Source organism: Mesorhizobium sp. WSM4833, assembly GCF_055811095.1.
On sequence record NZ_JBVVQG010000007.1, the window covers coordinates 52,647 to 66,117 of the forward strand.

A 13,471-nucleotide genomic window follows, 5' to 3' on the forward strand; every position below is an offset into this window, starting at 1 on the left:
GAGGACTGAGGACTTCAGAGCTGCGCCGTGCCGAAAACGCGATCCCAGAATGCCGAAGTCACACCGAAATTGGCCGTTTCGTCGATGTGGTGATGCACCGCATGACGGCGCTTGAGCGTGTAAAGATAGCTCGGATGCGCCGGGTGCCAGTGATGGATCATGTGGTGGATGCTGATGTACCACAGATATCCCAGCATCAACCCGCAGCTCACCGCGCTCGCGGTGGCGAAATCTGAGACCACCCAAACGGGCACAAACGCGACCAGCGCATGCACGCCGAGACTGAGCCAGGTTGGCGTGCCCACAGAACTGCGTTCCTCGACATGGTGACGGTCGTGCAGGTCCTTGACGTAAGGAATATGGTGAAGAGCGAACCTGTGCAGCACATACTCGATCAGCGTCCAGAGGCCGAGACAGGCGAGGACAGTGCCGATCCAGCCTGGCGCACTCTCTTCGCCAGCCTCGAGCAGCCCGGCCACTGCCAGCACGGCGATCACCAGCGGATACACCACGAAGTCGCTATAGTAGCCAATAAGACCGAGTTGCATCGTCACCTAGCCTTCGAGCCGCCAAATAAGCGATGGTATCAGATTGCCGGACTCGCGACCGAGGTGCAATGCAGACGCGCCTGACATAGCGTCGCAATCCCCTAGTGCAAGGTTCGCATCAACGATTCAAGGACCATCGGCAGGCTGCCGACTTCGCAAATGGACGTACAAAAATGGCAAAACGCAGTGCGGGATTGCTGATCTATCGCCGCAGCGATGGCGATCTCAGGGTGTTGCTGGTTCACCCGGGCGGGCCGTTCTGGGCGAAGAAGGACGATGGCGCCTGGTCGATGCCGAAGGGCCTCGTCGGCGAGGACGAGGATGAGTTGACGGCAGCGCAACGCGAGACCGAGGAAGAGCTCGGCGTCAAGGTTGATGGTCCCTTCGCGCGGCTCGGCGACTACAAACAACCCGGCGGCAAGATCGTCTCGGCCTGGTCTGTCGAGGCGACCATCGACATCGACGTGGCCGCCATCAAGAGCAACATTTTCACCATGGAATGGCCGCCAAGGTCAGGATCCCTGAAGGAGTTCCCGGAGGTCGACAGAGCGGGCTGGTTCACCTTGCCCGAGGCCGAGGTGAAAATCCTCAAGGGGCAGCGCCCGATGCTTTTGGATTTTGCCAGGCAGCAAGGCGCCGGATGATCCGCAGCCCTCAATAGGGCAGGCCGACATAGTTTTCCGCGAGCGCGGTCGATGCGGCACGCGACTGCACGAGATAGTCGAGCTCGGCCTCCTGGATGCGCTGGCCGAACTCGCCGGTGTCGGGAAAACGATGCAGCATCGTCGTCATCCACCAGGAAAAGCGAACCGCCTTCCAGACCCGTGCCAGCGCCTTGCCGGAATAGGCGTCGATGCCAACAGATGATTTCTCGATGTAGAAGTCGCGAAAACCGGCGAAGAGATAGCGCACGTCGCTGGCGGCGAGGTTGAGGCCCTTGGCGCCGGTCGGCGGCACGATGTGGGCGGCGTCGCCGACCAGGAACAGCCTGCCGAAACGCATCGGCTCGGCAACGAAGGAGCGCAGCGGCGCGATCGATTTCTCGAAGGATGGGCCGGTGACGACGCTTGCCGCGGTCTGCTCGGGCAAGCGGCGGCGCAGCTCGTCCCAGAAGCGCTCGTCCGGCCAGGCTTCGACGCGATCGTCCTGCGGACACTGCACATAATAGCGGCTGCGATGCGTCGAGCGCATCGAGCACAGGGCAAAACCCCGCTCGTGATTGGCGTAGACCAGTTCGTGATCGGCCGGCGGCACTTCGGCCAGCACGCCGAGCCAGCCGAACGGATACTGCCGCTCGAAGATTTTCAGCGCACGCGCGGGCACCGATTTGCGGCTGACGCCGTGATAGCCGTCACAGCCGGCAATGAAGTCGCAATCGATGCGATGCGTGACCCCGTCCTTGTCATAGGTCGCGAAAGGTGCGGCGCCGTCGAAATCGTGCAACGCGACATTTGCCGCCTCGTAGATCGTGGTCAGTCCCTCCGCATCGCGCTTGTCCATCAAATCGTGCGTCACCTCGGTCTGGCCATAGACGGTGACATGCCTGCCGCCGGTCAGTGCCTCGAGGTCGATGCGGTGCAGGCGTCCGTCGAAGGCGAGCGAGATGCCGGAATGCGGCAGTCCTTCCGCGTGCAGCCTTGCCGCCGCGCCGGCCTGTTCCAGCAATTCGACGGTGCCCTGTTCGAGCACCCCTGCCCGCACTCGGCCAAGCACGTGCTCGCGGCTCGCGCGTTCCAGAATGACCGTCTCGACGCCGATGCCGGCCAGAAGCTGCCCAAGCAGCAGGCCGGACGGTCCGGACCCGACGATGACGATTTGCGTGCGCATCAGTGGCCGAGACTTTCGACCTGTGCGGCCAGCTCAGCGGCAAGGCGGAGCGACGCGGCCGTCGCGACGACCATTTGCGGCAGCAATAGCCATTCCAGCGTCCAGGCAGCGCCCGAGCGCTCCTGCTCATGCACGAGCGCGTGATGCATGCCCGCAAGCTGCGTGGCGTTGAAGCGGGCAAGCGCCACCAGCGCTTCGGCCTTCACCGGGTTCTGCTTGTGCGGCATGGCCGAAGAGCCGCCGCCGCCGGAAAGCTCGATCTCGGTTCCACCTTGCGCCATCAGCGCGATGTCCTGGCCGAATTTGCCGAGGCTGCCTGATAGCAGCGACATCAGGCCGGCGAAATCGGCGAGTGCGTCACGCTGGTTCTGCCAATGCGGTGCGTCGCCAAGGCCGAGCTTTGCGGCCAGTGCTGCGCGCACCGCCGGACCTTTGTCGCCTAGCTTTTCCAGCGTGCCGGCGGCACCGCCGAACTGCACCACCAGCAGACGCCTCGACTGTTCCGACAATCTTTCCTGATGCCGTTGCAGTGGCGCCCGCCACGTCCTGACGCGGTCGGCCGCTTTGATCGGAATGGCTGGCTGCATGCGCGTCATTCCCGTCAGCGCCCTGCCGCCAAACCGCTCTTCGAGCGAGACGAGCCGTATAATGGTCTCGGTCAGGAGCAGGCCGAGATGCTCGACGATGGACTTCAGCCGAAACACCAGGCCGGTATCGATGACATCGTGGCTGGTTGCGCCGAGATGCACTTTGTCGCCATGCGGTTCGCCGACCGCCGCCCTGATCTGGCGTACCAGTTCCGGCACAATGACGCCGTCTTTGGCGACGGCAGCCCGCAGCAAGGCGGTGTCGGGCCGGAATGTGGCAAGTGCGGCCACGATCGCGGCGGCATCATCCTTGGTGATAATCCCGTTTTCAGCTTCCGCTTGCGCCAGCGCCCGCTCGAAGGCAAGCATCGCCTCGATTTCCGCCTCGACGGAAAAATGCCGGTTCGCCTCCTCGTCGCCGAGAAGAGCGGAGAGCAGTGGATGGTCGAAGGGCGATACGGTCATATCCTGCTCCTCCTGACCATCAGCTGTCGAAGAAGACCGTTTCCTTCTCCCCCTGGAGATGGATGTCGAAAACATAAATATCGCCGTTGCGCTCGGCGATCAGCGTCGGCACGCGGACGCGGTGCTCGATGCGCGCCAGGATCGCATCCCCGGCATTGGCCTTTTCCTCATCGGAAAAATACAGGCGTGTGTGCAGGCCGAGATTGATACCGCGCGCGACGATCCAGAGGGTGATGTGCGGGGCCATCAGGCTTCCGTCCCTGAACGGCACGCGGCCCGGCTTGATCGTCTCGAACGTGCACAGACCGGTGTCCATGTCGGTCGGGCAACGGCCCCAGCCGAAAAAGTTCGGATCGGCCGCGCCGCGCAGTTCAGCCGGCGAATTGTAGAGCCCATCCGCATCTGCCTGCCAGATCTCGATCAGCGCATCCTTGAGCGGCGTGCCGGTACCGTCGAGCACCCGGATGCGCAGGCCGATGCGCTCCCCCTTGGTCTTGTCGTTGACCATGGTCGCACCAAGGTCGGTCGCATAGACGCCGCCGATGCCGCAGAAATTGGGCGTCAGCCCGATATGGACATAAGGTCCGGCGGTCTGCGAGGGGCTTTCCCTGAGCCGGTCGAGCGACTGGGCCATCAATTGCCCTCCAGCCTGTTTTCGAACAGCGACGCGCGGCGCCCGCGCAGCACGATGTCGAACTTGTAGGCGCGCGCGTCGAAGGGGATCGTCGCCTGCATGTCGAGCGTGGCGATCAGCGTTTCGACGGCGGCCTTGTCGGGGATGCCGCGCACGATCGGGCAGTGCCAGATCAGCGGATCACCCTCGAAATACATCTGCGTGATCAGCCGCTGCGCAAAGCCGTGGCCGAAGACCGAAAAATGGATGTGCGAGGGCCGCCAGTCGTTCGGCCCGTTCGGCCAGGGATAGGGGCCGGGCTTGACGGTGCGAAAGGCGTAGCCGCCATCCTCGCCTGTTATGGCGCGCCCGCAGCCGCCAAAGTTCGGGTCGAGCGGCGCCAGATAGCCGTCCTTCTTGTGGCGGTAGCGGCCGCCGGCATTGGCCTGCCAGAGTTCGAGCAGCGCGCCGGGTACGCCAACACCGCGTTCGTCGAGCACCCGGCCATGGACGATGATGCGCTCGCCGAGCGCGCTCTCGCCGGGCCTGGCGAAATTGTGGATCAGGTCGGCGTCGAGTTTGCCGAGCATGGCGTGACCGAAGACCGGGCCTGCAATCTCCGACAGCGTGTTGTCGAACGGCAGCGGCGCCTTCTGCGGCGAGCGCAGCACGGAGCTCTTGTAATTCGGTGTCAGAACAGGCGGATGCCAGGTCCGGTCGCGCTGGAAGAAGGCGCCGGTCTCGGGCCTCCGGTTCGAGCCGGACTCAGCGGTCATTCTGGCTTCCGTCCATTTCCGAAAACACGTCCTTGGCAATTTTGAAGGCACGGTTGGCGGCCGGCACGCCGGCATAGATGGCGACATGCAGGAACGCCTCGCAGATATCGTCGCGCGAGGCGCCGGTGTTGACGGTGGCGCGCACATGCATAGCAACCTCCTCATCATGGCCGAGCGCGGCCAGCAGCGCCAGCGTGACGATCGAACGCTCACGCCTGGTCAAGCCCGGCCGCGCCCACACGGTTCCCCAGGCGGCCTCGGTGATCAGCTCCTGGAAAGGCTGGTCGAAATCGGTGGCGGCGACCTCGGCGCGCTCGACATGGCGGTCGCCAAGCACCGAGCGCCGCACCGCGAGGCCGGTGCGATATCTGGCTGCATCGCCGGGGACTTCATCCATGGGTTTCTGCTCCAGGGGCAAGCGACGCGATAAAACCGCGGATCAGGGCGGTGAGCGCTTCAGGCTGTTCGACGCAAGGAATGTGTCCAGCGTCGCGGATGATTTCGAAGCGCGCGCCGGGGATCAGCGCGGCCAGCGAGCGGACGAGATCGGGAGGTGTCGAGCCATCCTGGTCGCCGGCGACGCAGAGCGTCGGCACCGCGATGCGGCGTGCAGCATCGGTGAAATCGGCATCGCGAACGGCCGCGCAAGTCCCGACATAACCTGCAAGCGCTTGCCTCGTCATCATGTTCCAGTAACCGTCGAGCTCGGCCTGACGCGCCGCGTGGAAGGCGGGGGTGAACCATAGTTTGAGCACGCCATCGGCAATCGCCTGGATGCCCTTGCTTTCGACGGTCGAGATGCGTGTGTTCCAGCTGTCTGTCGTGCCGATCTTGTGTGCCGTATCGCAAAGGATCAGGCCTTCGACGATTTCAGGCCGCCTGGCATAGAGCCCCTGCGCGATCATGCCGCCGACCGACAGGCCGCACAGCACGACCTTGCTCAAGCCGAAATGATCGATGAGCGCCGAGAGGTCATCGACGTGATCGTCGATCGACCTGATGTCGCCGATGTCGGACAGTCCGTGGCCGCGCTTGTCATACACCAGCAGCGGCATTTCACCATCGAACGTCGAGACAATTTCGTCCCAGATCCGGAAGTCGGTGCCGAGCGAATTGATGAATATGATTGGGCGCGCATTGCCGGTCGCCTTGATGTGGCGATGGTGCAGCGTGATGCCGCCGATGGTGACGAATGGCACGGTTTCGATCCTCCGCCCTCACATTGCACAAGGCGTTTGGTTCGGTAAAATGATATTTTTTGGCGTTTCATTAACTCAGGGGTTATCGAATCCATGTCCGAGAGCCGCATTCGGTTCCGTCACCTGCAGGCATTCCTGGAAGTTGCGCGGCAGGGGAGCGTGGCGCGAGCGGCTGACTTGCTGCATGTCAGCCCGCCGGCCGTGACCAAGACATTGCGCGAACTGGAAGAGGCGCTGGGGGTTGCGGTGGTGGAGCGCGACGGCCGCGGCATCCGACTGACGCGCATCGGCGAGATCTTCCTTCGCCACGCCGCCACGGCGATCACGGCGCTCAAGCAAGGCGTCGATTCCGTCCGCCAGGACGGAGCGGTCAACCGGCACCCGATCCGCATCGGCGCGCTGCCGACGGTGTCGGCGCGGGTGATGCCGCTTGCCATGAGCCTGTTCCTCAAAGAGAGCACCGGTGCGGCGATCAAGATCGTCACCGGCGAGAACGCGGTGCTGCTCGAACAGTTGCGCACCGGCGCGCTCGATCTCGTCGTCGGACGGTTGGCGGCGCCGGAGAACATGACCGGCTTCTTCTTCGAGCATCTCTACTCCGAACAGGTGCTGTTCGTGGTGCGGGCGCGACATCCGCTGCTTGAGCCCGGACAGGACGTGTTCGCGCGGCTCGACGAGTTCCCGGCGCTGATGCCGACACGGGAATCGGTCATCCGCCCTTTCGTCGACCGCCTGTTCATCACCAACGGCATGACGGCGCCGGCAACCGAGATCGAAACCGTCTCGGACTCCTTCGGCCGCGCCTTCCTGCGGCAGAGCGATGCGGTTTGGATCATTTCGGCAGGCGTCGTCGCCAATGAACTCGGCAGTGGCGCCTTCGTCGCCCTGCCGGTCGACACCGGGGAAACCAAAGGACCGGTCGGCCTGACGATGCGGACCGACACGGCGCCCTCGCCGGCCTTCTCCATCCTGTTGCAGACCATCCGCGAAGCGGCGAGGCAAAGCAGTTGATGCGGCTCAGACTGGCGATCAGATCTCCCGCGAAGGCGTGAAGCGAACGCTTGCGGACCGCATGTGCCCGGGCGCCAGTACGATACAGCCGGCCTCGATGCCCGTGTCAGCCCTGCGGTTGAAGGCATCGGTGATGTTGCTGACCGGTTCGGCGCAAAAGAACGGCTCGCCGGGCGGCGTGTAGAGGACAAGGAAATCGAGTGGCGCCTCGGCCTCGATGTCCAGTTGCCGTCCATGCTCCGGCCAGGAGATCCGGGCGCGGCGCGACCATCCGGTGAAGACCGTGTCGAAGTCCGTCTCCGACACGTCGAAGCCCGTGGTCGGGTTGGAGCCTGCAGGCGGCAGGACGTGCCGGGTGGGCAGGATTTCCGCGTCGGTCTCCCACATGCCGGACACCCGCGCCTGGACATGCGTCCACGGTGTCGATGGGAAATAGGGATGCAGGCCGAGCCCGGCCGGCATCGGCGCGTCCGACAGGTTGCGCAGCGAGATGGCGGTGATCAGGCTGCCATCGACCAGCGAGATCTCTTGCCTTGCCTCATAGCTCCACGGCCAGGAATCGGCGGCATGGCGATAGGATAGGACGGTGGCGCTGGCTTCGTGCCGCACGACGGTCCATGGCCGACGCCAGCCATGGCCATGCTCATGATGTGGATCGTCCGGGCTGGTCGGCAGTTCGACGGTGCGGCCTGCGAATGCGAAGCGGCCGTGCCTTATGCGATTGGAGTAGGGAACCAGCGGGAAGCAGGCCATGGCGCCGGCATCGCGGCCGTCGATCGCCGCCTGATCCGCAGGGCGCAGCCAATCCACGACGGATCCGTTTTGCCGCCAGCGATACGACGCCAGCGCGCCGCCGGCGGCCGGCGCGATCTCCACGGTCGCAATGCCGTCGCTGATCGAGATCAGCCCTTGGTGCTGCTCGGCAACGGCAGCGGAATTCTTTGTCATCGGCACTCCCCCATCCCTTGACTCCAATCGCAATGCCGATAAGACATATCATATGAATAGTATGAAGAATAACAAATCTTTCAGTATGGCGCGTACGTCGAGAGTCGCGGTGGCGGTTTCCAGCGGCTCCACCGCTCTGCATGCGACCGTCGTCGAGCAAATCGGATTGCGCATCGTTCAAGGCGATTTCCTGCCCGGCGAGGCACTGCCCAATGCCGACGATTCAAGCGAGATGCTGGGGGTCAGCCGCACGGTGCTGCGCGAGGCGATCAAGGTGTTGGCGGGCAAGGGGCTGGTCGAATCGCGGCCGAAGACCGGCACAAGGGTGCGTCCTCGTGCCGACTGGAATTTCCTCGACCCGGACGTCCTGTCATGGCGCTATGCCAGCGGTGTCAGCGCCGACGATGTCCGGGCGCTGTTCGAATTGCGCAGGGCCATCGAGCCGATGTCGGCAGCGCTTGCGGCCCAGCGCGCCACGCCAGCGCAGATCGCCGAGATCAATGCAGCTCTGGTCGAAATGGAGGCGGTGGTCGACGACGGCGACCGCTTCGCCAAGCCTGACCTTTTGTTCCACCAGACCATACTGCGCATGACCGGCAATGAGCTGATCGGCTCGCTGGCGGCACTGGTCGAAACCGCATTGGTGACGAGCTTTCGTCTTTCCAACGACAATCCGGAAGGGCAGCGCCCCTCATTGCCGCTGCACCGGGAAGTCGCCGAAAAGATCGCCGCCGGCGACGCGACCGGCGCACAAAAGGCGCTGCTGGTCCTCATCGACAATGCCGAGGAGGACGTGCGCCGCAGTGTCGAGAACCGCAACAAGCGCCGCCAGAATCGGGAGCTGGCATCGTGAGCGAGAACAAACGCAAGCTACGGTCCGAGGCCTGGTTCGGTGGCGAAGGCAAGAACGCGTTCATGCACCGCAGCTGGATGAAGAACCAGGGCATCCCCGCCGACGCTTTCGACGGCCGCCCGGTGATCGGCATCTGCAACACCTGGTCGGAATTGACCCCGTGCAATGCCCACCTGCGGGCGCTGGCCGATCACGTCAAGCGCGGCGTCTATGAAGCCGGCGGCCTGCCGCTCGAATTTCCGGTGATGTCGCTGGGCGAGAGCAACATGCGCCCCACCGCCATGCTGTTTCGCAATCTGGTCAGCATGGATGTCGAGGAGTCCATCCGCGGCAATCCGATCGATGGCGTCATCCTGCTGGTCGGTTGCGACAAGACCACGCCGGCGCTGCTGATGGGGGCTGCGTCGTGCAATCTGCCGACCATCGCCGTTTCCGGCGGGCCGATGCTCAACGGCAAGTTCCGCGGACAGGATATCGGCTCGGGCACCCATGTCTGGAAATTCGCCGAGGAGGTTAAGGCCGGCCGCATGCCGGTTGCCGACTTTCTCGCCGCCGAGCAGGGCCAGAGCCGATCGGCGGGCAGCTGCATGACGATGGGCACCGCCTCGACCATGGCCAGCATGGTCGAAGCGCTCGGCATCGGCATGCCGGACAATGCCGCGATCCCGGCGGTGGATTCGCGCCGTGGCGTGCTCGCCCAGATGGCCGGACGCCAGATCGTCGATCTGGTGCGCAGGGACGTGACGATCGCGCAGATCCTCACCAGGCAAGCGTTCGAGAACGCCATTCGCGTCAACGGCGCGATCGGTGGCTCGACCAATGCGGTGCTGCATCTGATCGCCATCGCCAACCGGATCGGTGTCGATCTCAGCCTCGAAGACTGGGACCGCCTAGGTCGTGACGTTCCAACTATTGTCGATTTGATGCCGTCGGGCCGGTTCCTGATGGAAGATTTCTACTACGCCGGGGGGCTAGCTGCGGTCATGGCGTCGCTTGATGAAGTGGGGCTTCTTCATCGCGACGCCATGACCGTCAGCGCCAAGACCATCGGTGAATTGATCGACGGCGCGCCCAACTACAACAGCGAAGTGATCCGCCCAATGAGCGAGCCGCTGACCAAGGAAGGGGGCATCTCCATCCTGCGCGGCAATCTGGCGCCTGACGGCGCGGTCATCAAGCCGTCCGCGGCAACGCCCGAGCTGATGCAGCATCGCGGCAAGGCGGTGGTGTTCGAAAACATCGAGCATTACTACGCCCGCATCGACGATCCGGAGTTGGACATCGACGCCACCTCGGTGATGGTGCTGAAGAACTGCGGGCCGCGCGGTTATCCCGGAATGGCCGAGGTCGGCAACATGCCGCTGCCGGCCAAACTGCTCAAGCTAGGCATCTCCGACATGGTGCGCATTTCGGACGCGCGCATGAGCGGCACCGCCTACGGCACCGTGGTTCTGCATGTGGCACCGGAAGCAGCCGCAGGCGGCGCGCTGGCGCTGGTGCGCGACGGCGACCTCATCGAGCTCGACGTCGCCGGCCGCCGGTTGGAACTTTTGGTGTCGGAAGAGGAGCTCGCCATCCGCCGGCGTGACTGGAAGCCGCCGGCGTCGCCGGAGGGCGGCTACCAGAGCCTTTATGTCGAGCGCGTGCTGCAGGCCGACAAGGGCTGCGATTTCGACTTTCTCGTCGGCCGGCGCGATGCCGGCATTCCTCGGCATTCGCACTAGAGAGGCGCGCGATGACGGATGAAATCGGCTACGCGATCTATCGAAGCCTCAAGGGCCGCAGCGTCTTCATAACCGGCGGCGGCAGCGGCATCGGCGAAAGCCTGGTGCGCCATTTCTGCGCCCAGGGCAGCCGCGTCGCCTTCGTCGACATGGCCGAAGAACCATCCCAACGTCTGGTCGACGCGATTGCGGCCGAGGGACATGCCGCGCCGCTGTTCATTCCCTGCGACCTGCGCAACGTCGAAGAGTTGCAGGCGGCAACCGTGCAGGCAATGCAGCACAATGGCCCCATCCAGGCGCTGTGCAACAATGCCGGCAATGACGACCGCCACCAGACCAAGGATGTGACGGTTGCCTATTGGGACGACCGCATGGCGGTCAATCTGCGCCACCAGTTCTTCGCGGCGCAGGCAGTGCGTCCGCAGATGAGCGCGCAGGGCGGCGGCTCGATCATCAATTTCGGCTCCATCACCTGGATGGTCGGCGATCCAGATTGCCCAGCCTATGTCACCGCGAAAGCGGCTGTTTACGGCATGACGCGGGCGCTGGCCCGCGAGCTTGGCCCCGAGCGCATCCGCGTCAACTGCATGGTGCCGGGCTGGGTGATGACAGAGCGCCAGATGCGCCTGTGGTTGAACCCGGCCGGCGAACGCCAGATCGCGGAAAGGCAGTGCCTGCCCGACCGGCTGCAACCCTCCGATATCGCGCGCATGGCGCTGTTCCTGGCCGCCGACGACAGCCGCATGTGCACGAGCCAGCAGTTCATCGTCGATGCGGGCTGGGTGTGACCCGTACGGTTTCAAAGGAAGAAGGTTAGTTCATGCGTCTTGTTCAGTTCAGAATGGCCGACGGCAGCAGACGGGTTGGCCGTGTCTGCGATGACGGCAATCATCTGCACCCGCTCGAAAAGACCAGCAGCGTGCTGGAACTGGCCGAAGCGGCAATCGCCGAGGGCACGTCGATCGCAGCGCTGGTCGAGAAGCGGACCGGCAGCGCGACGATCGACTACGACCAGCTGTTGCGCGACGGCCAGGTGCTCGCTCCGGTCGACCATCCCGAACCGGCGCGCTTCCTGGTCACCGGCACCGGCCTCACCCACACCGGAAGTGCCGCCGCGCGCAACCAGATGCATGTTCTGACCCATGGCGAAGGTGCCGACGAATCCGATTCCTTGAAAATCTTCCGCATGGGGCTGGAGGGCGGCAAGCCTGGCTCCGGCAAGATCGGGATTCAGCCAGAGTGGTTCTTCAAGGGCGTCGGCACCTGCATTGTCCCGCCCGGCGCGCCGCTGCCGATGCCGGCATTCGCGAAAGCCGGTGCAGAGGAAGCCGAGATCGTCGGGCTTTATGTCAATGGACCCGATGGCCATCCCTATCGCATCGGCTATGCGCTCGGAAACGAATATTCCGACCACGTGACGGAGGGCGAGAACTACCTTTATCTCGCCCATTCCAAGCTGCGCTCCTGCTCGATTGGTCCGGAACTGCTGATCGGTGACCTGCCCGAAGAAGTGCGCGGCCATTCGCGCATCCTGCGCGACGGCACTGTTATCTGGGAGCAGGAATTCCTGTCGGGTGAAGCGCACATGTCGCACTCGATCGCCAATCTCGAACACTTCCATTTCCGCTACCCGATGCACCGCAGGGCGGGCGACCTGCACGCCTATTTCTTCGGCGCGGCGGTGATGAGCTACGCCTCCGGCGTCAAGACGGCTTCCGGCGACGAGTATGAAATCCAGGCACAGACGTTCGGCAAGCCACTGCGCAACCGGATGGTGTCGGTGCCGGACGAGGGACTGGTCGCTATTACCCAGCTGTGACGGCGCAGGCCCGAAAATTACGGTCCACCAGAACGATAATGGGAGATTAAAAATGGGACTGAAGAAAGCGTTTCTAAGACTAGCGACAATCGGGCTCAGCATCGGCCTGATGACATCGGCGGCGCTCGCCGCGAACCTTCGGGTACTGGCCTGGGACGGCTACGCCGATGCCGACTGGGTCAAGGACTTCACCGCCGCGACCGGCATCGGCGTCGATGTCGTCTTCATCGGCAGCGACGACGAGATCTGGGCCAAGATCAAGGGCAGCGAGGGCCAGGACTTCGACGTCTTTGCTGTCAACACCGCCCAGTTGCAGCGCTACATCAAGGCTGACCTGGTGTCGCCGATCGACGTCACCAAGCTCGCCAACCAGAAAGACGTGCTGCCGCGCTTCCGCGACCTGGCGGCGGTCAGCGGCGTGACCAAGGACGGCAAGGTCTACGGCATTCCGTTCTGCTTCGACTCCATCGGCCTGATCTACGACACCGACAAGGTCAAGCCGGCGCCGACCTCGATGTCGGTTCTGTGGGACCCGGCCTACAAGGGCAAGGTGCTGGCGTATGATAATGGCGAGCACAATTTCTCGTTCACCGCACTGACGCTCGGCTACAAGGATCCGTTCAACCTCAACGAAGAGCAGATGGCTGCAGTCAAGGCCAAGCTGGTCGAACTCAAGCGCAACGTGCTCAGCTTCTACACCACCGCCGACGAGGCGCAGCAGATCTACCAGAACAATGATGTGGCCCTGATCTGGGCCAATTACGGCCAGCAGCAGGTCAAGGCGCTGCAGAAGATCGGCGCCCATGTCGCCTACGTCAATCCAAGCGAGGGCGCGCTTGCCTGGCTCGACAACTGGGTCATTTCCAAGAGTGTCCGTGATAATGCGGCAGCCGAGAAATGGATCGACTTCATGCTGAGCAAGAAGGTCGGCGGCCAGCTTTCCGAGCGTACCGGCTTCGGCAACACGGTGACGGAAACCGGCAGCGCCGGCGGCAACGACAAGCTGGTCTGGCTCAACAATGTCGAGGACCCGCTCAAGCGTTCGGACATGTGGAACGAGGTCAAGGCAACGCCCTGATCTTTCCGCACCATGCCTTCGAA

General features: G+C 63.8%; 15 protein-coding genes. 7 read left to right on the forward strand and 8 right to left on the reverse strand.

What is annotated here, in order from left to right; genetic code table 11:
• Positions 1-14 precede the first annotated feature (14 nt).
• Positions 15-548 (reverse strand): sterol desaturase family protein, encoded by a 534-nt coding sequence (locus AC0L2D_RS15520; RefSeq protein WP_027163878.1) that lies wholly within the window; start codon positions 546-548, stop codon positions 15-17.
• Positions 549-721: 173 nt separating this feature from the next.
• Between AC0L2D_RS15520 and AC0L2D_RS15525 the strand changes: the two genes are divergently transcribed.
• Complete coding sequence (locus AC0L2D_RS15525) at positions 722-1,192, forward strand: NUDIX hydrolase (RefSeq protein WP_027163879.1); 471 nt, start codon at positions 722-724, stop codon at positions 1,190-1,192.
• A gap of 10 nt (positions 1,193-1,202) precedes the next feature.
• Here the strand turns inward: AC0L2D_RS15525 and pobA are convergent, their stop codons facing one another.
• Genes pobA through pcaD form a run of 6 tightly spaced genes read right to left on the reverse strand, consistent with a single transcriptional unit; the run spans position 1,203 to position 6,015 of the window.
• Positions 1,203-2,375, reverse strand: coding sequence for a 4-hydroxybenzoate 3-monooxygenase (gene pobA / locus AC0L2D_RS15530; protein ID WP_473541470.1), 1,173 nt, complete (start codon positions 2,373-2,375; stop codon positions 1,203-1,205).
• Positions 2,375-3,427: a 3-carboxy-cis,cis-muconate cycloisomerase gene (locus AC0L2D_RS15535; protein ID WP_473541471.1), complete on the reverse strand. Its 1,053-nt coding sequence runs from the start codon at positions 3,425-3,427 to the stop codon at positions 2,375-2,377. The genes pobA and AC0L2D_RS15535 overlap by 1 nt, the downstream gene beginning before the upstream one ends.
• Positions 3,428-3,446: 19 nt before the next feature.
• The gene (gene pcaG / locus AC0L2D_RS15540; protein WP_013532961.1) at positions 3,447-4,061 is read right to left on the reverse strand and encodes a protocatechuate 3,4-dioxygenase subunit alpha; all 615 of its coding nucleotides are present in this window, start codon (positions 4,059-4,061) and stop codon (positions 3,447-3,449) included.
• Positions 4,061-4,816: a protocatechuate 3,4-dioxygenase subunit beta gene (gene pcaH / locus AC0L2D_RS15545; protein ID WP_473541472.1), complete on the reverse strand. Its 756-nt coding sequence runs from the start codon at positions 4,814-4,816 to the stop codon at positions 4,061-4,063. The genes pcaG and pcaH overlap by 1 nt, the downstream gene beginning before the upstream one ends.
• Positions 4,806-5,213 carry a 4-carboxymuconolactone decarboxylase gene (pcaC, locus tag AC0L2D_RS15550; RefSeq protein WP_063171590.1) on the reverse strand — a complete coding sequence of 136 codons (408 nt, stop codon included), beginning with the start codon at positions 5,211-5,213 and terminating at the stop codon, positions 4,806-4,808. Before pcaC ends, pcaH begins: the two co-directional genes overlap by 11 nt.
• Complete coding sequence (pcaD, locus tag AC0L2D_RS15555) at positions 5,206-6,015, reverse strand: 3-oxoadipate enol-lactonase (RefSeq protein ID WP_064995069.1); 810 nt, start codon at positions 6,013-6,015, stop codon at positions 5,206-5,208. Before pcaD ends, pcaC begins: the two co-directional genes overlap by 8 nt.
• 93 nt (positions 6,016-6,108) lie before the next feature.
• Between pcaD and pcaQ the strand changes: the two genes are divergently transcribed.
• Complete coding sequence (gene pcaQ / locus AC0L2D_RS15560; protein WP_064995068.1) at positions 6,109-7,026, forward strand: pca operon transcription factor PcaQ; 918 nt, start codon at positions 6,109-6,111, stop codon at positions 7,024-7,026.
• Positions 7,027-7,044: 18 nt separating this feature from the next.
• On the opposite strand, the gene AC0L2D_RS15565 is transcribed toward pcaQ, so the two are convergent.
• Positions 7,045-7,974 carry an aldose 1-epimerase gene (locus tag AC0L2D_RS15565; RefSeq protein WP_064995067.1) on the reverse strand — a complete coding sequence of 310 codons (930 nt, stop codon included), beginning with the start codon at positions 7,972-7,974 and terminating at the stop codon, positions 7,045-7,047.
• 109 nt (positions 7,975-8,083) lie between these two features.
• On the opposite strand from AC0L2D_RS15565, the gene AC0L2D_RS15570 reads away from it, so the two are divergent.
• From AC0L2D_RS15570 to AC0L2D_RS15590, 5 genes are read left to right on the forward strand one after another with little or no spacing between them, the layout of a single operon-like run.
• Entirely contained in the window at positions 8,084-8,827 is a 744-nt protein-coding gene (locus AC0L2D_RS15570) for a FadR/GntR family transcriptional regulator (RefSeq protein ID WP_013532967.1), read from the forward strand.
• On the forward strand, positions 8,824-10,551 hold the full coding sequence (locus AC0L2D_RS15575) for an IlvD/Edd family dehydratase (RefSeq protein ID WP_473541473.1): 1,728 nt from the start codon (positions 8,824-8,826) through the stop codon (positions 10,549-10,551). The genes AC0L2D_RS15570 and AC0L2D_RS15575 overlap by 4 nt, the downstream gene beginning before the upstream one ends.
• A gap of 11 nt (positions 10,552-10,562) precedes the next feature.
• Positions 10,563-11,339: an SDR family NAD(P)-dependent oxidoreductase gene (locus tag AC0L2D_RS15580; protein ID WP_473541474.1), complete on the forward strand. Its 777-nt coding sequence runs from the start codon at positions 10,563-10,565 to the stop codon at positions 11,337-11,339.
• Positions 11,340-11,371: 32 nt separating this feature from the next.
• Positions 11,372-12,370: an AraD1 family protein gene (araD1, locus tag AC0L2D_RS15585; protein ID WP_473541475.1), complete on the forward strand. Its 999-nt coding sequence runs from the start codon at positions 11,372-11,374 to the stop codon at positions 12,368-12,370.
• A 52-nt stretch (positions 12,371-12,422) separates the two neighbouring features.
• Positions 12,423-13,448 carry an ABC transporter substrate-binding protein gene (locus AC0L2D_RS15590; RefSeq protein WP_473541476.1) on the forward strand — a complete coding sequence of 342 codons (1,026 nt, stop codon included), beginning with the start codon at positions 12,423-12,425 and terminating at the stop codon, positions 13,446-13,448.
• The last annotated feature ends 23 nt before the right edge of the window (positions 13,449-13,471 follow it).